Origin of the sequence: Nonomuraea sp. NPDC050786 (assembly GCF_040654115.1) — a bacterium.
Lineage (GTDB): Bacteria > Actinomycetota > Actinomycetes > Streptosporangiales > Streptosporangiaceae > Nonomuraea.
Genome location: NZ_JBFAHJ010000036.1, coordinates 1 through 18,669, shown reverse-complemented (window position 1 = coordinate 18,669; position 18,669 = coordinate 1). Strand labels below are relative to the sequence as shown.

General features: G+C 71.3%; 22 protein-coding genes and 1 pseudogene. 14 read left to right on the top strand and 9 right to left on the bottom strand.

The genetic code is table 11. From position 1 onward, the window contains the following. Positions 1–78: 78 nt before the first annotated feature. The 9 genes from AB0H84_RS44105 (at position 79) to AB0H84_RS44065 (ending at position 5,334) form a co-directional block, all read left to right on the top strand. Entirely contained in the window at positions 79–891 is an 813-nt protein-coding gene (locus AB0H84_RS44105; protein WP_357618375.1) for a GvpL/GvpF family gas vesicle protein, read from the top strand. 3 nt (positions 892–894) lie between these two features. Beyond that, entirely contained in the window at positions 895–1,125 is a 231-nt protein-coding gene (locus tag AB0H84_RS44100) for a gas vesicle protein GvpG (RefSeq protein WP_357618372.1), read from the top strand. 4 nt (positions 1,126–1,129) lie between these two features. After that, the gene (gene gvpO, locus AB0H84_RS44095) at positions 1,130–1,465 is read left to right on the top strand and encodes a gas vesicle protein GvpO (RefSeq protein WP_357618370.1); all 336 of its coding nucleotides are present in this window, start codon (positions 1,130–1,132) and stop codon (positions 1,463–1,465) included. A gap of 28 nt (positions 1,466–1,493) precedes the next feature. After that, positions 1,494–1,784, top strand: coding sequence for a gas vesicle protein GvpJ (gene gvpJ / locus AB0H84_RS44090; RefSeq protein WP_357618625.1), 291 nt, complete (start codon positions 1,494–1,496; stop codon positions 1,782–1,784). Beyond that, positions 1,781–2,677, top strand: coding sequence for a GvpL/GvpF family gas vesicle protein (locus tag AB0H84_RS44085; RefSeq protein ID WP_357618367.1), 897 nt, complete (start codon positions 1,781–1,783; stop codon positions 2,675–2,677). The genes gvpJ and AB0H84_RS44085 overlap by 4 nt, the downstream gene beginning before the upstream one ends. Beyond that, the gene (locus AB0H84_RS44080) at positions 2,674–2,865 is read left to right on the top strand and encodes a gas vesicle protein (RefSeq protein ID WP_357618365.1); all 192 of its coding nucleotides are present in this window, start codon (positions 2,674–2,676) and stop codon (positions 2,863–2,865) included. Before AB0H84_RS44085 ends, AB0H84_RS44080 begins: the two co-directional genes overlap by 4 nt. Beyond that, a complete protein-coding gene (locus AB0H84_RS44075; RefSeq protein WP_357618362.1) occupies positions 2,862–3,143 on the top strand; it encodes a gas vesicle protein K in 282 nt (93 codons plus the stop codon). The genes AB0H84_RS44080 and AB0H84_RS44075 overlap by 4 nt, the downstream gene beginning before the upstream one ends. Before the next feature lie 70 nt (positions 3,144–3,213). Further along, the gene (sigJ, locus tag AB0H84_RS44070; RefSeq protein WP_357618360.1) at positions 3,214–4,104 is read left to right on the top strand and encodes an RNA polymerase sigma factor SigJ; all 891 of its coding nucleotides are present in this window, start codon (positions 3,214–3,216) and stop codon (positions 4,102–4,104) included. A 105-nt stretch (positions 4,105–4,209) separates the two neighbouring features. Then, positions 4,210–5,334, top strand: a complete 1,125-nt coding sequence (locus tag AB0H84_RS44065; protein WP_357618356.1) for an FAD-dependent oxidoreductase — start codon at positions 4,210–4,212, stop codon at positions 5,332–5,334. On the opposite strand, the gene AB0H84_RS44060 is transcribed toward AB0H84_RS44065, so the two are convergent. Both AB0H84_RS44060 and AB0H84_RS44055 read right to left on the bottom strand, forming a co-directional pair. Beyond that, on the bottom strand, positions 5,294–5,845 hold the full coding sequence (locus AB0H84_RS44060; RefSeq protein WP_357618353.1) for a GNAT family N-acetyltransferase: 552 nt from the start codon (positions 5,843–5,845) through the stop codon (positions 5,294–5,296). The genes AB0H84_RS44065 and AB0H84_RS44060 overlap by 41 nt on opposite strands. Next, positions 5,846–6,373 carry an AAA family ATPase gene (locus tag AB0H84_RS44055; protein WP_357618350.1) on the bottom strand — a complete coding sequence of 176 codons (528 nt, stop codon included), beginning with the start codon at positions 6,371–6,373 and terminating at the stop codon, positions 5,846–5,848. A gap of 128 nt (positions 6,374–6,501) precedes the next feature. Here AB0H84_RS44055 and AB0H84_RS44050 point away from each other — a divergent pair, with 128 nt between their 5' ends. Next, entirely contained in the window at positions 6,502–7,059 is a 558-nt protein-coding gene (locus tag AB0H84_RS44050) for a hypothetical protein (RefSeq protein ID WP_357618347.1), read from the top strand. A gap of 355 nt (positions 7,060–7,414) precedes the next feature. Here the strand turns inward: AB0H84_RS44050 and AB0H84_RS44045 are convergent, their stop codons facing one another. The 5 genes from AB0H84_RS44045 to AB0H84_RS44025 form a co-directional block, all read right to left on the bottom strand. Continuing rightward, a complete protein-coding gene (locus AB0H84_RS44045) occupies positions 7,415–8,815 on the bottom strand; it encodes a hypothetical protein (protein WP_357618344.1) in 1,401 nt (466 codons plus the stop codon). Positions 8,816–8,969: 154 nt separating this feature from the next. Further along, a complete protein-coding gene (locus AB0H84_RS44040; protein ID WP_357618341.1) occupies positions 8,970–9,209 on the bottom strand; it encodes a transposase in 240 nt (79 codons plus the stop codon). Continuing rightward, positions 9,158–9,592, bottom strand: a complete 435-nt coding sequence (locus tag AB0H84_RS44035; protein ID WP_357618338.1) for a helix-turn-helix domain-containing protein — start codon at positions 9,590–9,592, stop codon at positions 9,158–9,160. The genes AB0H84_RS44040 and AB0H84_RS44035 overlap by 52 nt, the downstream gene beginning before the upstream one ends. 163 nt (positions 9,593–9,755) lie before the next feature. Next, complete coding sequence (locus AB0H84_RS44030; protein WP_357618335.1) at positions 9,756–11,507, bottom strand: biotin carboxylase N-terminal domain-containing protein; 1,752 nt, start codon at positions 11,505–11,507, stop codon at positions 9,756–9,758. A gap of 27 nt (positions 11,508–11,534) precedes the next feature. After that, positions 11,535–12,254, bottom strand: a complete 720-nt coding sequence (locus tag AB0H84_RS44025; protein WP_357618332.1) for an SDR family oxidoreductase — start codon at positions 12,252–12,254, stop codon at positions 11,535–11,537. 131 nt (positions 12,255–12,385) lie between these two features. On the opposite strand from AB0H84_RS44025, the gene AB0H84_RS44020 reads away from it, so the two are divergent. The 3 genes and pseudogenes from AB0H84_RS44020 to AB0H84_RS44010 form a co-directional block, all read left to right on the top strand. After that, on the top strand, positions 12,386–12,658 hold the full coding sequence (locus AB0H84_RS44020; RefSeq protein ID WP_026214895.1) for a WXG100 family type VII secretion target: 273 nt from the start codon (positions 12,386–12,388) through the stop codon (positions 12,656–12,658). 99 nt (positions 12,659–12,757) lie between these two features. Then, complete coding sequence (locus AB0H84_RS44015; protein WP_357618329.1) at positions 12,758–13,924, top strand: S8 family serine peptidase; 1,167 nt, start codon at positions 12,758–12,760, stop codon at positions 13,922–13,924. Positions 13,925–14,022: 98 nt separating this feature from the next. Further along, a pseudogene (locus AB0H84_RS44010) lies at positions 14,023–14,715 on the top strand (protein kinase); the annotation flags it as partial. Positions 14,716–16,341: 1,626 nt separating this feature from the next. On the opposite strand, the gene AB0H84_RS44005 reads toward AB0H84_RS44010, so the two are convergent. Both AB0H84_RS44005 and AB0H84_RS44000 read right to left on the bottom strand, forming a co-directional pair. Next, complete coding sequence (locus AB0H84_RS44005; protein ID WP_357618326.1) at positions 16,342–17,427, bottom strand: transglycosylase SLT domain-containing protein; 1,086 nt, start codon at positions 17,425–17,427, stop codon at positions 16,342–16,344. Further along, complete coding sequence (locus AB0H84_RS44000) at positions 17,424–17,708, bottom strand: hypothetical protein (RefSeq protein WP_357618323.1); 285 nt, start codon at positions 17,706–17,708, stop codon at positions 17,424–17,426. The genes AB0H84_RS44005 and AB0H84_RS44000 overlap by 4 nt, the downstream gene beginning before the upstream one ends. A gap of 176 nt (positions 17,709–17,884) precedes the next feature. On the opposite strand from AB0H84_RS44000, the gene AB0H84_RS43995 reads away from it, so the two are divergent. Continuing rightward, positions 17,885–18,669: transposase (locus AB0H84_RS43995; protein ID WP_357618320.1), on the top strand; the 785-nt coding region annotated here is incomplete at its 3' end.

Genomic DNA, 18,669 nt, shown 5'->3' with positions numbered 1-18,669 from the left:
GAAGCTGACCGACATCGTCGAGAGCCACGGCATGAAGAAGAAGGCCCCTCGCCGGCGCGAAGAGGAAGAGTGAGGGAGATGGGACGATCCACCAAGGTTTCCGGCGGCTCCGTACCCGAGCAGGCCACGCCGCGGCAGCAGAACATGGCGTCATACCTCTACGGGGTCGTGCCCGCGGACCTGAACCTCGCGTCGGACGATCGCGGGCTCGGTGACCCGCCCGGCGAGGTCCAGCTCGTCCGGCACGGCGAGGTCGCCGCCCTCGTGAGCGACGTGAACGTGGACCAGCCCTTGGGGCAGCCGGACGACCTGCTGGCCTACGAGCGGCTGCTCGACTCCGTCGCCGCCAAGGGGCCCGTGCTCCCGTTCCGGTTCGGCGCGGTGCTGGCGAGCCCGGAGGCGATCGTGGAGGAGCTGCTCACGCCGTTCCACGACGAGTTCCTGGGTGCGCTGAGGGATCTCGAGGGCCAGGCCGAGTACATCGTCAAGGGCCGTTACGTGGAGTCCGCGCTGATGAGGGAGATCCTGGCGGAGAACCCGGAGGCCGCCGCCCTGCGCGAGGCCATCCGCGGCCAGGCGGAGGACGTGACCAGGAACGAGCGGATCAGGCTCGGGGAGCTCATCGCGGCTACGATCGAGGCCAAGCGCGACCTGGACACCCGCACGCTGCTCGATGCGCTCTCCTCGCACTACTCGACGGCGATGGTACGCCCGCCGTCGCACGAGCAGGACGCCGTGCACGTGGCCATGCTCGCCAGGACCGGCGAGCAGCGGGCGCTCGAGAAGGCGCTCGGCGAGCTCGGCGAGACCTGGGACGGACGGGTGAACCTCCGGCTGCTCGGGCCGCTCGCGCCCTACGACTTCGTGATCGCGCAGGAGCCGGGGGTATGACGCATGGGACTGCTCGGGCTGATCTTCGGGCTGCCGTTCGCCCCCTTCCGCGGGCTGCTCTGGCTCGCGGAGCTGTTCCAGGAGCAGGTCGACATGGAGACCAGGAACCCCGCCTCGGTCAGGCGGCACCTGGAGGAGATCGAGGCGGCCAGAGAGGCCGGGGAGATCTCCGAGGAAGAGGAGAGCCAGGCGGTCGAGCGGGTGCTCCAGCTGATGGCCGCGGGGCGGAGGTAACCGCATGATCGAGAAGCGCTCCACGACCACCCGGCCGCGTGAGGGCGGTGAAGCCCGTGAGCCCAGGCGCAGGGAGTTGACCGCCGCCACGGCCGGTGAAGCCGGGCTCCAACATATCGCCGATCTCACGACGAAACAGATCGAGGGCGTGACAGCCGTCGAACCCGTGGAGGGCGGCTGGAAGGTCGGCGTGGAGGTCGTCGAAGACCGCCGCATCCCCTCGTCGGGCGACATCCTCGCCCTCTACCAGACCGAGATGGACACGGAGGGCACCTTGCTGTCATATCGGAGGCTACGGCGGTACCGGCGCTCCAACGCCGACACCGGTGAGGCGTTGTGACGTGGACAGAGCAGGAACGGCCACCCCTGTGGTGCGCCAACCGTACGGGGGCACGAGCCGCGAGCCGGCCAATCTCGGGGACATCCTGGAGCGCGTGCTCGACAGGGGTGTGGTGATCGCCGGCGACATCCGGGTGAACCTGCTGGACATCGAGTTGCTCACGATCAAGCTGCGCCTGCTGATCGCCTCGGTGGACACGGCCAGGGAACTGGGCATCGACTGGTGGCAGCACGATCCCTGGCTGTCCGGCCGGGACCGCGAGCTGATCGAGGAGAACCGCCGCCTGCGCCGCCAGCTCGCCGCGCGGGGCGCGGAATGACCGGCACCGGCACGTACGTGTACGCGGTCGCCCGCTCTGCCGTCGAGTGCCCATGCGAGGGCGTCGCGCCCGTGCGTACGGTCGCCGGGGCCGACGGCCTGGTGGCCTACGTGAGCACGGTGCCGCTGGGCGAGTTCGGGGAGGAGCCCTTGCGCCGCTCCCTGGAGGACCTGGACTGGCTGGCGGTGACGGCCCGCGCCCATCACCGCGTGGTGGAGGCCGTGGCGGCCGCCGGCCCGACGGCGCCGGTCCGGCTCGTCACCGTGTACGCGGACGACGCACAGGTGCGCGGCCTGCTGGAACGGCGCAGGGACGACTTCCTGGAGGTGCTCTCCCACGTCGCGGGGAGGAGGGAGTGGGGCGTCAAGGCATACGTCAGTCCGAGCACGCCGTCGTCACCGCCGGCGACCGGAGACGGCGACCGCGCGGCCGGGGACGGCCACCGGACACCGGGAGGCGTAGATCGCACGGCCGGGGACGGCGACCGGGCAGCGCAAGGCGGCCACCGCGCGGCCGGGGACGGCGACCGGGCACAGGGAGACGTAGATCGCGCGGCCGGGGACGGCGTTCGAGGGGCCGGGACCGCGTATCTCCAGCGCCGTCAGGCGAGCCTGCGCGGCCGGGAGCGGGCCCGCCGGCAGATCGCCGGCCGCGCCGAGCACATTCACGCCGCCCTGTCGTCGCTCGCCGTCGCCAGCTGCCGCCACCGCGCCCAGGACCCGCAGCTCTCCGGCCGGAAGGAGGCGATGCTGCTGAACGGCGCCTACCTCGTGGACGAGGAGCGCGACGAGGAGTTCGCCGCGACGGCCGGCAGCCTCGGCGGCGACGGCGTGGAGGTGCGTCTCACCGGCCCGTGGGCCCCGTACTCCTTCACCGTCATGGAGGCGCGTTGAGACGTGACGTGGTGGCCGACGACCGGATCCCGCCCGAACGCGTGGCCCTCGTGGACCTCCTCGACCGGCTGCTGGAGGGCGGCGTCGTCCTGACCGGCGACGTCGTCCTGTCGATCGCGGACGTGGACCTCGTGCGCATCTCGCTCCGTACGATCATCGTCTCGATCGAGGGGGATGAGGCCGCGTGAGCGTCGACCGTCCCGGCCTGCGCATAGCCGCCGACTCGGAGACGATCGAGCGCGACCTGAGCCGCCTCGTGCTCACGCTGGTCGAGCTGATCCGCCAGCTCGTGGAGCGCCAGTGCGTACGGCGCATGGAGCAGGGGAGCCTGTCGGACGAGCAGATCGAGGCCCTCGGGGCGACCTTGATGCGCCTGGAGGAGGCGATGACCGACCTCTGCGACCGCTTCGGCCTGGCGCCCGAGGACCTCAACCTGGACCTGGGCCCCCTCGGCACCCTCCTCTAGCGGCCTCCAGCGGCCCCGCTCGCCGGTGCCGCGAACCGGGGCGGAACGGCCTCTGGTTAGCATCGATCGGATGGATGGCCATGGCGCGGGGTCGGTGGAGGTGTTCGAGGGGCAGCGGGCCCGGCTGTTCGGGCTGGCGTACCGGCTGCTCGGCTCCGCCTCCGAGGCCGAGGACATGGTGCAGGAGACGTATCTGCGCTGGAGCCGGGCCTCCGGGCCCGTCGAGGTGCCCGCCGCGTGGCTGACCAAGGTGGTCACCAACCTCTGCCTCAACCAGCTCGCCTCCGCGCGGCGGCAGCGGGAGAGCTACGCGGGGCCGTGGCTGCCGGAGCCGGTGCTCACCGCTGACGGCGCGCTCGGTCCGCTGGAGACGGTCGAGCAGCGCGAATCCGTGTCGCTGGGCATGCTGATCCTGCTGGAACGGTTGACGCCGACGGAGCGGGCGGTGTTCGTGCTGCGGGAGGCGTTCGGGCACAGCCACGCGGAGATCGGCGACATCCTGGACGTCGACGAGGCCCACTCCCGGCAGCTCCACCGGCGGGCCAGGGCGCACGTGGGGGAGCCGCGCAAGCGGTTCGAGAGCGACCGGGAGCATCACCGCCGCATCGTGAAGGGGTTCCTGGAAGCGGCCATGACCGGGGACGTCGCCGCCCTGGAGCGGCTGCTCGCCGAGGACGTGGTCGCCTGGGCCGACGGCGGCGGCGCGACCGCGGCACGCCGGCCCGTGCTCGGACTGGCCAAGGTGCTGCGCTACCTGGGCGGGCTGCCCTCGCATCCGAAAGCGGCCGGGGTGCGGGCCGAGGTCCTGGACGTCAACGGGGAGCCCGCGGTGCTGATCCGGCAGCTGGGCGGTGACGTGCTGGCGATCATGGCTCTCGAGATCGCCGGGGAGCGCGTCGTCGCGATCCGGACCATGGTCAGCCCGGCCAAACTCGCCTTCGCCGCCGCCCAGCTCGCCTGACGCCGACCCGCTCTGGGGGCTGGTGTGAGCGCGATCACAGTGCGGAGGTGTCACGGACGGGCCGGCTCGCCGGTTCAAGTGGGGACTTCGGACTCTGGAGGAACCATGACCGACCACATCGTGGTGCTGGGCGCCGGCTACGCGGGGCTGGGGGCGGCCAAGCGGGCCGCCCGGCGGCTGCGGGGCGCGGACGTCCGGGTGACGCTGGTCAACGCGACCGAGCGTTTCGTGGAGCGCATCCGGCTCCACCAGCTCGCCGCGGGCCAGCGGCTGCCCGACCTGCCGCTGGCCGGCCTGCTCGCCGGCACCGGCATCGAGCTGGTGGTCGCCCGGGTGATCGGGATCGACCCGGAGGCGAGGAGGGTTCGCCTGGACGCGGCCCCGTACGACCTCTCCTATGACCTGCTCGTCTACGCGCTCGGGAGCGCCGCCGAGCTGGACGCCGTGCCGGGGGTGCGCGAGCACGCGTACACGCTGGCCACCGCCGACGAGGCCGTCCGGCTGCGGGCGCGGCTCGCGGAGACCCGCGAGGTGACCGTGATCGGCGGCGGGCTGACCGGCATCGAGGCCGCGACCGAGTTCGCCGAGACCATCCCCGGGCTGCGCGTCTCCCTCCTCTCCGCCGGCCTGATCGGGAAGGGGCTTTCCGCACGGGCCCGCCGCCACCTCCACAGGTCCTTCTCCCGCATGGGCATCGCCGTACGCGAGCACGCGTCGGTCGCCAAGGTCGGGCCCCGCGGCCCGCTGCTGGAGTCCGGGGATGAGCTGCGTTCCGAGACCGTGGTGTGGGCGGCCGGGTTCCGCGTACCCGATCTCGCCGCCGCGGCGGGGCTGGCCACGGACCGGCACGGCCGCATGCTCGTGGACCGGTCACTGCGGTCGGTGTCACATCCGGAGGTGTTCGGCATCGGCGACGCCGCGGCGGCCGACCGGAGCGGGCGGCCGACCCGGATGGCCTGCCAGACGGGCCTGCCCATGGGGATCTACGGGGGCGAGGCGGTGGCCGACCTGCTGACCGGGCGTGAGCCGCGGCGCGCCAGGTTCCGGTACGTCTGGCAGAACATCAGCCTGGGCCGGCACGACGGGGTCACCCAGTTCACCCGGGGCGACGACAGTCCGGTCGACGCCGTACTCACCGGCCCGGCCTCCGCGGCGTTCAAGGAGGCCATCTCGCGCGGCACCGTCTGGGCTATGCGCCATCCGGGCCCGTACCGGCCGTTTCCACGGTGATCGCCCACCGCTCGTGGTCCCGCCACGCGCCGTCGATGTACTGGAAGTTCGGCGAAAAGCCCTCTCGCCGGAAGCCGACGCGCTTGATCAGGCTCAGCGAGGGGGCGTTCGTCGGCTGGATGTTCGCCTCGATGCGGTGCAGCCCCAGCTCGCCGAACGCGTACCGGACCAGCAGGCGCAGCCCCTCCGTCAGATACCCGCGCCCGGTCGTGGAGGAGTAGGCGCAGTATCCGAGGGTGCCGTCCTGGCGGGTGCCCCGGACGATGTTGTTGATGTTGGCCCGGCCCACGATCGCACCGGTGTCGAGGCGGCAGATCACGAGGCCCTCGTTGGCCGGCCCGTCGAAGCGCGCCACGTACCCCTCGAAGACCTCATCGGTGGTGATGGGCTCACCGGGCATCCAGCGGGCGAGCAGGTCGGCGCTCTCCCGGTTCAGGGCCAGGAACTCGGCGCGGTCCTGGCGGCTGATGTGGCGGATCCCGACGCGGGCTCCCTCGGCGAGGTAGGTCATTCAGCCGATAGTACGGATCTCGAGTTTGTCTTGATCCAGGCTCCTGAGGAGGACGCCGAGCGACTCCTCCGGTGTCTGGCCGGAGGTGTCCACGACGATGCGCCCGCGATCCCACGGCTCGTATTCGCGGTCGACGACCTCCTGCCAGGTGGGCGGCCGCAGATCGGGGATGTCGATCGAGCGCGAGGTGACACGGCGCCGGTGCTCCTCCCGATCGGAGCAGACCACCTCCACCTCGGCCACCGGTACGCCTGCCTTGACCCCGACCTCCCGCCACGCGTCGCGGGTGACGGCCAGGGGATTCACCGACTCCGCGACGACGCCCAGCCCCTGGCGCAGATGTTCCGCGGCCAGGGCGTACCCCACCATGTAGCCCGCGGGGCCGATGGGCTGGCGGGCCAGACCGGAGCGGACGATCGCCTGCTCGATGGTGTCGATACGCACGTGGACCGCGCCGAGGCGGGTGGACAGGAGGCGGGAGAGCGTCGTCTTGCCTGTCGCGGGGAGGCCACCGATGACGATGAGCATGGGATTCATGCTGCCCGAAATGCGCGAAGGTCGCCTCAGCGGGCCCTAGCCCGCTCCGGCGGTCGCGAAAGTGTCGCCCCCTACGGCCAAGCTGTACCGCGTCCGTTCCTGACCGAAGGGTTGTCACCATGCCGATTCAGGTCGCCGGCCGCCGCCGTTCAGCCGCCTCGCTCGCCAAGGCCCATCCCGGTGCCCAGATCATCGACGTGACCTCCAAGGCGGGTGAGCCCTGGGTGAGGATGAGCCCGTTCTTCCCGCACGGCGGCATCCCCGTCCCGCAGACCCCGGGCGTCTACAGCCAGACGGTCGAGGGCATCTGGCAGGCACTCAAGGTCTTCGAAACCGCCGACGTCGACGCCACCAAGCTCGACATCACCAACATGACCGGCCTCAAACGCACCGTGCGGAAGCACGGGCTGGTGCGCGGCCACCGAGACGGCCTCTACGGCAGCCGATTGCTGGACTACCCGACCGCACGGCACCGCATCTATCTACCCGCCTACCGCTGGGTCCTGGAGAACAGGGTGAGCAGTCTCGTGGAGCGCTTGCGGCGGCTCGCCGACAGCGGCGACGTCGTTCTTCTCGACTACACGACCAACGGCGACGTCGACGACCCCGCCACCCCGCTCTCCCACGCTGCGCTCGTCTGCCACTACATCGAGGGCCGATGGCCTGAGAAAGCCTGAGTTCAGCAGCGCCAGGAGACGGCTGGCATGATCACGGCCGTCTTCTCCACTACGGGCTTCACCCAAGACCTCATCGGGGCGGCCGGCGCGCGCCGACGTGATCCTCGTCGACCTGCCACGCCTGTACGGCCTGACCTGACGGGCTTCGTGGAAGTGGCCGGCGCCCCTCCAGCGCCCCTCCATGCCTTGCCGGGGGTGTGGGGCCTGCCCCCACAGGGCGCTGCCCGAGCTCTCTTTCGCGCGTGGCGCGTCTCCATGCGCGGACCCCGCCTTGCGGGGAACGCGAAGGGGGCGCTGCCCGGAGATGATCCGCGCAACGCCCCCTGCGGAGGCCCCTACCTGTGGGCCTCAGGGCTTACCAGTCGCCGCCGCCGAAGTCGCCACCGCCGAAGTCTCCGCCGCCGCCGCCGAAGTCGCCCCAGCCGCCGCCACCCAGGTCGCCGCCGCCGCCGAAGTCGCCGCCCCCGCCGAAGTCGCCTCCGCCGTCCGCGTAGCCCTCGGCGTAGCCGGCGCCGTAGCCGCCGTAGCCCCAGCCGCCGCTGAGCATGCTGCCCATCATGGTGCCGATGAACATGCCGGTCATGACGTCGCCGAAACCGCCGTAGTAGCCGTACGCGTACGGCTGGTACGCCGGGCCGGCGTCGTAGTACGGGCGGCGGTGGCCGTCGACCATGACCTCGCGCAGCTGCGGGTCGAAGCCGCGCTCCACGGCCTCGGCGTCCATCCGGCAGGCCGGCACGTCGCGGAGCGCGCCGCCGGGCGGGGCCCAGCGGACGTCACGGACGGACGGGCCGTGCTGCGGGTTGAAGAAGCAGGGGGCGCGCCGCTCGGGGACCGGCTCGTTGTTGACCTTGGCCTTGACCACGGCCAGCGCGTAGCGGCCGTCCTCGAGGGTCTGGGTGACGTCGCGAACCTGGTCGGCCCGCTGGACGGTGGCCAGCTGCGTCTTGGCCTTCTCGTAGGAGTCGAGCGCCTGCTGCCATTCCTCGATGTGCTTGCCGCCCTGGCCGGCGAGCGTCACGTCGGTGTCGAGGGCGGTGATCTCCTCGCCGAGCTTGGTGACGTCCTCGTCCACGGTCTGCTTGACGGCCGCCAGGTCCTTGGCCTCCTGGATGGCCCGCTTCTTCTTCTTGTTGCTGGAGTAGAGGAAGTAGCCGCCACCGCCGACCAGGGCCAGCGCGCCCAGGCCGATCAGCGCCGCGGTGCCGCCGGCGCCGGGGTTGGCCTGGCTGCCGGTGTCGAGGGCGGAGCGGTCGCCCTTCACCGCGAGGTCCACGCGGTTGACGAAGTCCTTCATCCCGTCCACGACGTTGCCGGAGTTCGCGGTGACCGAGAGGTCGGCCAGCCGGCCCGCGACACCCGGCTGGCGGATGGCGCTGGAGGCGGCGAACAGCGTCTGGCCGTCGAGCACGGCGAACGTGGCCCGGTTGCGGCCCGCGGCCGTCAGCGCGGAGTTGAGCGAGCTCATGTAGGACGCAACATTGGAGTCGGTGATCGTGCCGTCGGGCAGCGCCACAGCGTAGATCTTGCTGTCGGCCCCCTTCAGCGCGTCACGGATCTCACTCTGCTGATCAGAGGTCAGCGGCGAGCCCGACTCCACGAAGAGCGGGTCCTTCTTGTCCTTCCAATAGGACACCACCGACTGAGCATCAGGGGGAGCCGCCGCGTTGGCGGCAGGGGACAGCGCAAGAACGACGATCAGACCGGCGATCAGGGCCGCGATCGCGGCCCCTGCGCGGCGCAGCGAATGGGTCATTGGCAGCAAGCCTCCTTCGCCCATGAGGACGAACGGGCGATCGGCAAAGTTCCTCACTGGGCACGCTACCCTCAGGCGCGCCCGCAAGCGCGCACCGTGGCAGAAGAGCCTGGAGCCGTGACTCCTCCGTACCCCTGAAGGGAGCGGCTTCTCGCTAAGCCGCTTGCGCAGCGTCGCGAAGGGCAAGCCCTGCCCTGAGAATGTTGATCGCCGCGTTCACGTCGGCGTGCGCGCTATGCCCGCACGCCGTACATCGGAACACGGCTTGGCCAAGGCGGTTCTCCCGAGCGCTGTGCCCGCACCGGGCGCAGGTGCGGGAGGTGCCGGCGGGGTTCGCCGCGATCAGCTCTCGACCGGCGCTTTCAGCCTTGTGCGCGAGGACTCGCAGGAACACCCCCCAACCCGCATCCAGGATGCTTCGGTTGAGCCCGGACTTCGCGGCGACTCCACTGTGTCGAACCAGCCGCGCCCCTTGAACCGGGGAAAACCCGGCGTACAGCCCTGGCGCACCCGCGTGAAGAACGCCCCGAACGCCTTGTCCAGACGGCGCAAAGTGGCCTGCTGGGACGAGAACGACCATCGGCCCTGCCCCTCGGGGTCGTCGGCGCGGATGTGCTTCAGTTCCCCGGACTGGTCGCCGTATCGGATGGTGACGCCGGCCTTGCGGTAGGCCGTGCGCCGATGCTCCAACGCCGCGTTGTACAACTGCCGGTGGTCCTCCAGGCACGCCGCCAGCGCGGCGCTCTGCTTGCTGGTGGGGCGCAGCAGGAACTTCAACGATCTGCGCACCCCCACCTCCCACGCTCTGTAACGAGACCACCACACTATCGGCAGACGCCGACAAAATCCGGGGGCAGGGAGCGCGGATTTCCCGCCGGTTGAAGCAGGCGGCCCCCTCCGCGCGAACCTGATGGATGCGGGCCAGAAGCCCTTGATCTGGTCAGGCGTCCTTGATCTCGCAGATCGTGGCGCCGGAGGTGACGGTCTGCCCGACCGCCGCCGTGAGCCCCGTGATCGTGCCCGACTTGTGGGCCGCCAGCGGCTGCTCCATCTTCATGGCCTCCAGGACGACGACCGTGTCGCCCGCGGCCACCACGTCCCCGTCGCCGGCCACGACCTTGACGATCGTCCCCTGCATCGGGCTGACCAGCGCGTCACCGCCCGCCGCCGACGACTTCCTGGAGCCGCCGCCCCTGCGCGGCGCCTTGCCGGGGGCGGCGGCGCCGGGTCCGGACGCGGCGAGCCCGGCGGGCAGGACGACCTCCAGGCGCTTGCCCCCGACCTCGACCGTCACCGTCTCGCGCGCCGCGGCGGCCGGCCCGGCGGCGCTCTCCGCGTCGTACGGCGCGACCGTGTTCTCCCACTCGGTCTCGATCCACCGCGTGTGCACCGAGAACGGCGCCGAGGCGAAGGCCGGATCGGACACGACGGCCCGATGGAACGGCAGGACGGTGGGCATCCCCGAGATCTCGAACTCCGCGAGCGCCCGCCGGGCCCGCTGCAGGGCCTCGTCCCGCGTCCGCCCCGTGACGATCAGCTTCGCCACGAGCGAGTCGAACGTCTGCGGTACCGTCATCCCGGCCTCGTACCCGGAGTCGAGCCGCACCCCGGGGCCGGAGGGCGCGCGCATGACGGTCAGCGTCCCGGGAGCGGGCAGGAAGTTGCGCCCGGCGTCCTCGGCGTTGATCCGGAACTCGATCGAGTGGCCGCGCAGCGCAGGGTCGCCGTATTCGAGCGCCTCCCCGTCGGCGATCCTGAACATCTCCCGGACCAGGTCGATGCCCGAGACCTCCTCGGTGACCGGGTGCTCGACCTGCAGCCGCGTGTTCACCTCCAGGAACGAGATCGTCCCGTCCTGGCCGACGAGGAACTCGCACGTGCCGGCCCCGACGTATCCGGCCTCCTTCAGGATGGCCTTGGAGCTGGTGTAGAGGATCTCGACCTGCTCCTCGGACAGGAACGGCGCCGGCGCCTCCTCCACGAGCTTCTGGTGGCGGCGCTGGAGCGAGCAGTCGCGCGTGCTGACCACGACCACGTTGCCGTGGGAGTCGGCCAGGCACTGCGTCTCGACGTGGCGGGGCCGGTCGAGGTAGCGCTCCACGAAGCACTCGCCCCGCCCGAACGCCGCGACGGCCTCGCGCACGGCCGACTCGTACAGCTCGGCGACCTCCTCCAGCCTGCGCGCCACCTTGATGCCGCGGCCGCCGCCGCCGTACGCCGCCTTGATCGCGATCGGCAGCCCGTGCTCCTCGGCGAACGCGACGACCTCGCCGGCTCCGGAGACCGGGTCCTTGGTACCGGCGACCAGCGGCGCGCCGACCTTCTGCGCGATATGCCTGGCCCGCACCTTGTCGCCGAGCGCGGCGATGGCGGACGGCGGCGGGCCGATCCAGGTCAGGCCCGCGTCGATGACCGCCTGCGCGAAGGCGGCGTTCTCGGACAGGAAGCCGTATCCGGGGTGCACGGCGTCCGAACCGGAGCGGCGCGCGATCTCCAGCAGCTTGTCGATGTGCAGGTAGGTCTCGGCAGGGGACTGGCCGCCCAGCGCGTACGCCTCGTCGGCGACCTTGACGTGCAACGCCTCGAGATCCTGGTCGGCGTAGACGGCGACGCTGCCGATGTCGGCGTCCTTGCACGCGCGTGCCACACGTACGGCGATCTCGCCCCGATTGGCGATCAGAACCTTCCGCACCGACCCGACGTCCTTCCTTGAGAGAGTTCAGCGACCCAGGTACGCGCCGCCGTTCACGTGAAGCACCTGCCCGGTGACATGCCTGGCTCCCGCGGAGGCCAGAAAGAGAACGGTATCCGCCACGTCGGAGGGAGTGCCAGGGCGGCCGTTGCGCGTGTTCTGCACGCGGGCCTTGATGCCCTCCTCCGTCAGCCGCCCGCGGAAGAACTCGGTGTCCAGGACGAGACCGGGGGAGACGACGTTCGCCGTGATGCCCCTGGGGCCGAGTTCGGCGGCGAGGTCGGCGGTCCAGGACTCCAGGGCGGCCTTGGCGGCGCCGTACGAGCCGGAGCCCGTGCCGCGTGCCGCGATCGAGCCGATGGAGACGACCCGGCCGCCTTCCCTGATGCGCGGCGCCAGCGCGGTGGTCACGAGGACGGCGGACATCAGGTTGGCGTTGAGGTTGGCCCACCAGGCCTCGGCCACGTCCATCAGCTCGCCGGACTGCCTGCGGTCGAGGTTGGTGTTGCCGCCGGCGTTGTTGACCAGCACGTCCACGTGCCGCGGCAGGCTGTCGAGCGCCTCCTTCACCGCGACGGGACTGGCGGCGTTGAAGGCCGCGTACGCCGCCCCGAGCCGCGACGCGGCCTCCTTGAGGACGTGTTCGCGCCGGCCGGTGATGGTGACGTGGTCGCCGAGCGAGACGAACGCGGCGGCAACGGCGTACCCGATGCCGGTGCCTCCGCCTGTCACCACAACCTCGCGCATGTGACGGACAGCTCCCAGGGACGAATCCGAACAATCCTCGGGTAGACCATAGCCGCTTGGCATAACTCCGGCGACGGCCGGTGGCCCCCCTTTAAGTTGAGGGCGCTTTCCCCATGTTCCAGGAGGTATGCATGAGCCAGAGCATGCTCGGCGGAGACCCCGCGGAAATGCAGCAGATGGCCAGCCAGTTCACGCAGCAGTCGGAGGCGGTCCGCACCACCATGACCGCGCTCGACCGGGAGGCCGCCAAGGTCGGCACGGCGTGGACGGGGCCGGGCGCTCAGCGTTTCCAGCAGGCGTGGCAGAACTACCGTACGGCCTTCCAGCGCATGACCGAGGAGCTGCAGGAGGCTTCCCGGGTCATCGGCACCTACCGCCAGAACATCGAGTCCGCAACGAAATGAGCAACGGACAGAGGCCCTGGCGAAGATGCCGGGGCTTCGTTCCGTTGATTCCGGCGGACCACGCGATCGGGTGAACCGGGCAAGCTACGCTTTTCCCCCATGATTGGTCGCGCCCTGGTGGCGAGCGCGCTCGCCCTGCACCTTTCGGCCGCCCCGGCGCTGGCGCAGGAGCCGGTGAAGTGCAACCCCAAGAGGGCCAGCCCCGCGATCGCCGAGAGCTGGGCCCAGCGGCGACTGAACGTCCAGCGCGTCTGGCCGCTCACCATGGGCCAGGGCGTCACCGTCGCCGTCATCGACAGCGGCGTGGACGAGACCCACCCCCAGATCCGCCTGGCGGGCAAGGCCGACCTCACCAACACCACCTACCGCGACTGCGTCGGGCACGGCACGGCGGTGGCGGGCATCATCGCCGGCCAGCCCCGCAACGACGTCCCGTTCTACGGCGTCGCGCCGGGCGTCAGGCTCCTGTCGATCAAACAGTCCAACGACACGTCCGGCGATGTGTCAGTGCTGGCCAAGGCCATCAGGGCCGCCGCCGACGAGAACGCCGACGTGATCAACGTCTCCATCGAGGCGCAGGACCAGCCCGACCTCAGGGCGGCCGTCAACTACGCGCTCGGCAGGGACATCGTGATCGTCGCGGCCGCGGGCAACCAGCAGAAGGACGACGGCACGTCGTCCCCCTCCTACCCGGCGGCCTACGACGGCGTGCTCGCCGTGGGCGCGGCCACGCCGAGCGGCGGGCGCTCGACGTTCTCCAACCCGAACGCGGTCGCCGTGCTCGGCCCGGGGCAGGAGATCAGCTCGACGTGGACGGGCAAGGGCTACCAGAGCAAGCTGGAGGGCACGAGCTACGCGGCGCCGTACGTGGCGGGCGTCGCCGCCCTGGTGCGCGCCCGCTTCCCCAACCTCGACCAGGTACGCGTACGCCGCCGCATCATGCTGACCGCGGACGGCGCCTCGGGCAAGGGCACCGGCGCCGGCATGGTCAACCCGTTCCTGGCGGTCACCATGCTCCTGCCGTCCGAGCAGGTGGCGGTGGCCGCGCCGGTGCCGCCGCCGCTCCCGGCCTCGGCGGTACGCAAGGCCGTGCCCCCTGACAGCCGCTCGATGGAGGTGGCGACCGCCGTGGCGGCCGGCGGGCTGTCGCTGACCGCGGTGGTGATGGCGTTCTGGATGATCGTCCCGATGGGTCGCCGGCGAGGCTGGCGTGCTGGCTCGCGCACCGCCGCAACGGGAGCGACTCCCGGCTCCGGTCCGAATTGACGGTTAACAGTCAGATCGCCCGACCGAAACTACTGATGCGTATGTGGCTTATTTGATTAAATGTCCCGTGATCACGAGGAAAGCTCGGAAGGACGGTCATGGCCGAGAAGGACTCCTCTTTGCCTGAGCACATCGGTGGCCACGACATCGTGGACCGGCTCGGCGAAGGGCCTCGGGGCGTCGTATACCTGGGACAGGAGTCCGAGGGCGCGGCACGCGTCGCCATCAAGACGCTGCAGGAAGACCCCGCCGACCCCGGCTTCGTGGGCAGGCTCAAGAGCGTCGCGAAGGTGTCGAGCTCCTACGTGGCCCGGACCATCGACGCCGGCATGGACAACGGCCTGGCGTACGTCGTCAGGGAGCACGTCGAGGGCCGCACGCTGGCCGAGACCGTTGCCGCCGACGGGCCCCTGAGCGGGGACTCGCTGGAGCGCGTGGCCGTGGGGATGCTGACCGCGCTGACCGCGGTCCACCTGGCCGGGTTCGCGCACCGCGGGCTCACCCCGTCGAACGTGATCCTCACCGACGAGGGGCTCCGCGTCACCGACATCGAGATCGGCGACCCCGCGGGCGAGCTCGGCTACCGTGCGCCCGAGCAGATCAACGGGCTGAGGTACGGCCCGTACGCGGACCTGTTCGCGTGGGCCGCGACCGTCGTGTTCGCCGCGACCGGGTCGGCGCCGTTCGGGCAGGACGCCGAGTCCGTGCTGAACGGCGAGCCCGAGGTGGGCGAGCTGCCCGAGCCGCTGCGGCAGGTCGTGCTGGCCGCGCTGTCCAAGGACGTGTCGGGCCGGCCGACGACGTACACGGCGCTGCTGCGGCTGCTCGGCGACAGCAACGTGGCGATGCCCGCCCCGGCGATCGAGGGCGTGCCGGTGCCGCCGCCCGCGCCTGGCGACGGCCCCACCACCCTGCTCGAGGCGCACCCCGGGGGCGAGGCGCCGCCCGCGATCCTGCCCATCCAGCTGTCCATCGAAGGCGCGCAGACGCCCGTGATGCCGCCCCAAGGCCCGATGCCACAGGCGCCGATGGCGCAGGGGCCGATGGCGCAGGGGCCGATGGCGCAGGGCCCGATGCCGCCCGGCCCCATCCAGCCCGGCCCCATGCAGTCGGGCCCGATGCAGCCCAGCCCCGCGGACCACGGCCCCATGGGCCCGGTCCCCATGCAGCAGGGCCCGATGCCGCACGGCCCCATGCAGCCGGGTCCCATGGAGCACAACCCCATGCAGCCGGGCTCCATGCAGCACAGCCCCATGGAGCCCGGCCCGGTGGAGCCGACGCAGATCTGGGGGCCTCCGCCCGGCCCGCCGAGCCAGCCCCCCGGCTGGACCCCCACCGTCGTGCCCGGCGGGCAGGGTGACAGCCAGCCGCGCAAGCCGTTCCCGGTCGGCCTCGTGGCCGGTGTGACCGCGGTCGTGCTCCTGTCGGGGCTCGGCCTGTGGGGCGCGAGCCAGTACTCCGACAAGGTCACCTTCGCACCGGCCGCCGCGGCCAGCGGCGAGCCGACGAAGCAGCAGCAGGAGCAGGCCGACGCCTTCGCCGCCCAGGGATCCGTGAGCGGCGCGCCCACGCAGCCGCAGACGGAGGTGACGGCGCCGTGGGCCGCCACCCCCACCCCTGACGACAGCGGGGTCGGTCCCATGACGCTCCCGACCGACAGCGCCACGGGCGGCCCTGAGGTGCCGGTCCTGACGACCGTGCCGACGCCGACGCAGATCGTGACCCAGCCGGTCCCCATCCCCACGGTCACGGCGACGGTGCAGCCGACGCAGACGCAGCCGGTGGCGAGCGGCAAGCCGACCAAGTCCAAGGCGACCAAGCACGCCAGGCCGACAGCCACGGTCACCAAGACCGTGCCGCCCAGCCCCACGCCGACGCCGACTCAGGAGCCCACGAAGGAGCCCACGAAGGAGCCCACCAGGGAGCCGGAGCCGACTCCCACGCCGACGCGGACGACGGCGAGGCCCACCCCGACCAAGACGACGGCGAAGCCGACTCCGACGAAGACCACGGCGAGGCCGACCCCCACCAAGACCACGGCGAAGCCCACCCCGACGAAGACGACCCCTCCGCCGCCGAAGACGAACCCCTACACCGCGACCCAGGTGTGCGGCAGCGGGTTCGTCGTCCAGCGGTCGAGCTCGTTCAACGGCGGCACCACGTACCAGCTCTGGAACAACAGCACGAGCCAGAACTGCGTGGTCACCATCAAGTCGGGCCCGGACGTCGGCAAGGCCACCCCGGTCAGCGCCACGCTTGAGGTGCAGGGCGGCGAAAGCAACACCGACTCGGGCAACTACGAGTACTACGCGGGCCCCGTCAAGCTGACCGCCAAGGGCAAGTGCGTGCGGTACTCCGGCAGCGCCGGTTCGGGCCGCACCAGCTCCGACTGGGGCAACTGCGGCTAGAGCCGGGTTTCAGTAACCGCGGTAGCCGGTTCCGGTCCTCATCCCGACGATCCCCGGCACCGCGGACACTGAGCCGTAGCGCTCGATGGCGTAGCGCACGCCCGCGATGATGTTGTCCACAGGGTTGTAGATGTCCTTGTGGCCGGCGATCGAGTAGGCGTTGAAGGTCGGGTCGATGGTCTGCATCAGGCCCTTCGACGGGTGCCCCGCGGCGGCGTTGGAGTCCCACAGGTTGATGGCGTGGGGGTTGCCGCCCGACTCGAACTGGATGATCGTCCCGATGTCGTTGGGGTTCATCTTGTCGACGGGGTAGCCCTGCTCGCGCAGGATGGCGATGGCCTGCTCGATCCACTCCTTGACCTTGCCGGAAGGAGCCGCGCCCCCGCCGTTCGCGGGGGGCAGGCCGCTGGGCCCGTACCCGCCGGCGCCGGCGGCGATCGGGCTGCCGCCGACGCCGGTCTCGGCGGACTGCGCGGTGTAGCTCACCGTCCGCCGCCAGTCCAGCCGGTGCCCGGGGCCGGGCACGAACTCCTGCTCGCCGGCCCTCTTGATCTGCGCGAACGTGGTCTTCCGCTCTTTCATGTGCCTGCCGATCGCGTCCTTGGCGTCGGTGACGGCCTGCTTGGCCTCCTGGACCGGCTTACGCGCGTTCTCGATCTCCTCGTTCACCATGCGGCCGATCGCGCTGTCGAGCTCGTCCTGCTTGGCGTCGGGGTTGTTGCTCTTGTACGTCCTCACCCGGGTGAGGAGGCGGTCGCAGATGCCGTCCACCTTCCCCTGGGCGGTCTCCAGGGCGTCGGCGGCGTTGTCCAGCGAGGTGGCGCAGTTGAGCAGCGCGTCGTGGAGATCCTGCCCGGCCTTGCCGTAGTCGGCCATGTAGGTCACGAACGCGTCCGCCGACGCGCCTTCCCAGGCGAGGTCCACGGTGGTCACGGCGGAGCCGAGCGTGCCGGTGTGAGAGAGCACGCTGCTCGCGGCCGCACGCCAGCGCTTGGCGATGGCGCGGATCGAGGAGGGGCTGCCGGTGACGTTGTCGGCCATGGCCGCCAGCTCCGGGCCGTTGGGCAGCTCGCGAATGCCTTCAGGTGCGCTCATGACGGGTCGTTCGCTCTCCGTACGTTCTCCTGCACCTGGTCGAGCGCCCGTTCGACGCTCTCCACCAGGCTCTTGACCTGACCGAACTCGCTGTCCGCCGTGGTCTCGACGGTGCTCACGGCGTCCGCCAGGGCGGAGGAGTCGCCCAGCTTGCCGAAGATCGTCGAGTCGGGCCGGCCGGCCGGGTAGCCGTCGGCCAGGTCGCCGAACTTGCCGATCAACGTCTTGGCGGACGACCGGCAGTCGTCGAGCGCGTCGAAGTGGATGTCCAGTCCTGCCATCAGATGCTCCCGAGGGGACCGGCGGCTTCAGCCGTCGGGGGAATCGGGAGCGGGAGGGCCGTCAAGGCCCGAGCGTGCCCTGACCTGCCTGGTCCGCGCATCACAGCTGTCCTTCCGGGTTTTGTCGGTGCCGGCCGATACCGTGGTCGTCTCGTTACCGAACGTGGGAGGTGGGAGTGCGCAGGTCGTTCACGTTCCTGCTGCGCCCCACCGGCAAGCAGGCCGCCGCGCTCACGCAGTGCCTGGAAGATCACCGGCAGCTGTACAACGCCGCGCCGGAGCACCGCCGCACCGCCTACGCCAAGGCCGGTGTCACGATCCGCTACGGCGAGCAGTCGGCGGAGCTGAAAGAGATTGGCAGAGCCGACCCTGACGGGCAGGGCCGCTGGTCGGCAGGCTCCCAGCAGCAGACCCTGCGCCGTCTGGACAGGGCGTTCGCGGCGTTCTTCCGCAGAGTCAGGGCCGGGCAGAAGGCCGGGTACCCGCGCTTCAAGGGCCGGGGCCGGTTCGACATCGTGGAGTGGCCCGCGACCAAGAACGGCGCGAGGTGGGACTCCCAACCGCACGAACCGGTGCGGCGGGTCTACCTGCTCGGCATCGGACATGTGCGGGTGCACCAGCACCGGGCCGTGAAGGGCCGGGTGAAGACGATCGGCGTCAAACGGGAAGGCTCCCGCTGGTACGTCGTGCTGTCGTGCGACGACGTCCCCGCCGTGCCCCCGCCCGCGACCGGAGCGGTCGCCGGGATCGACATGGGCGTGGCGTCGCTGGTCACCACGAGCGACGGCGAGCACCTGGCCAACCCGCGCCACCTGACCACCTCCGCCGGCCGTCTGGCCAATGCCCAGCGCCACCTCGCCCGCACCAAGCGGGGCAGCAAGCGGCGGCGTAAGGCCGCCTGGCGGGTGGCCGCGCTGCACGCCAAGGTGCGCAGGCAGCGCCTCGACGGCGCGCACAAGGC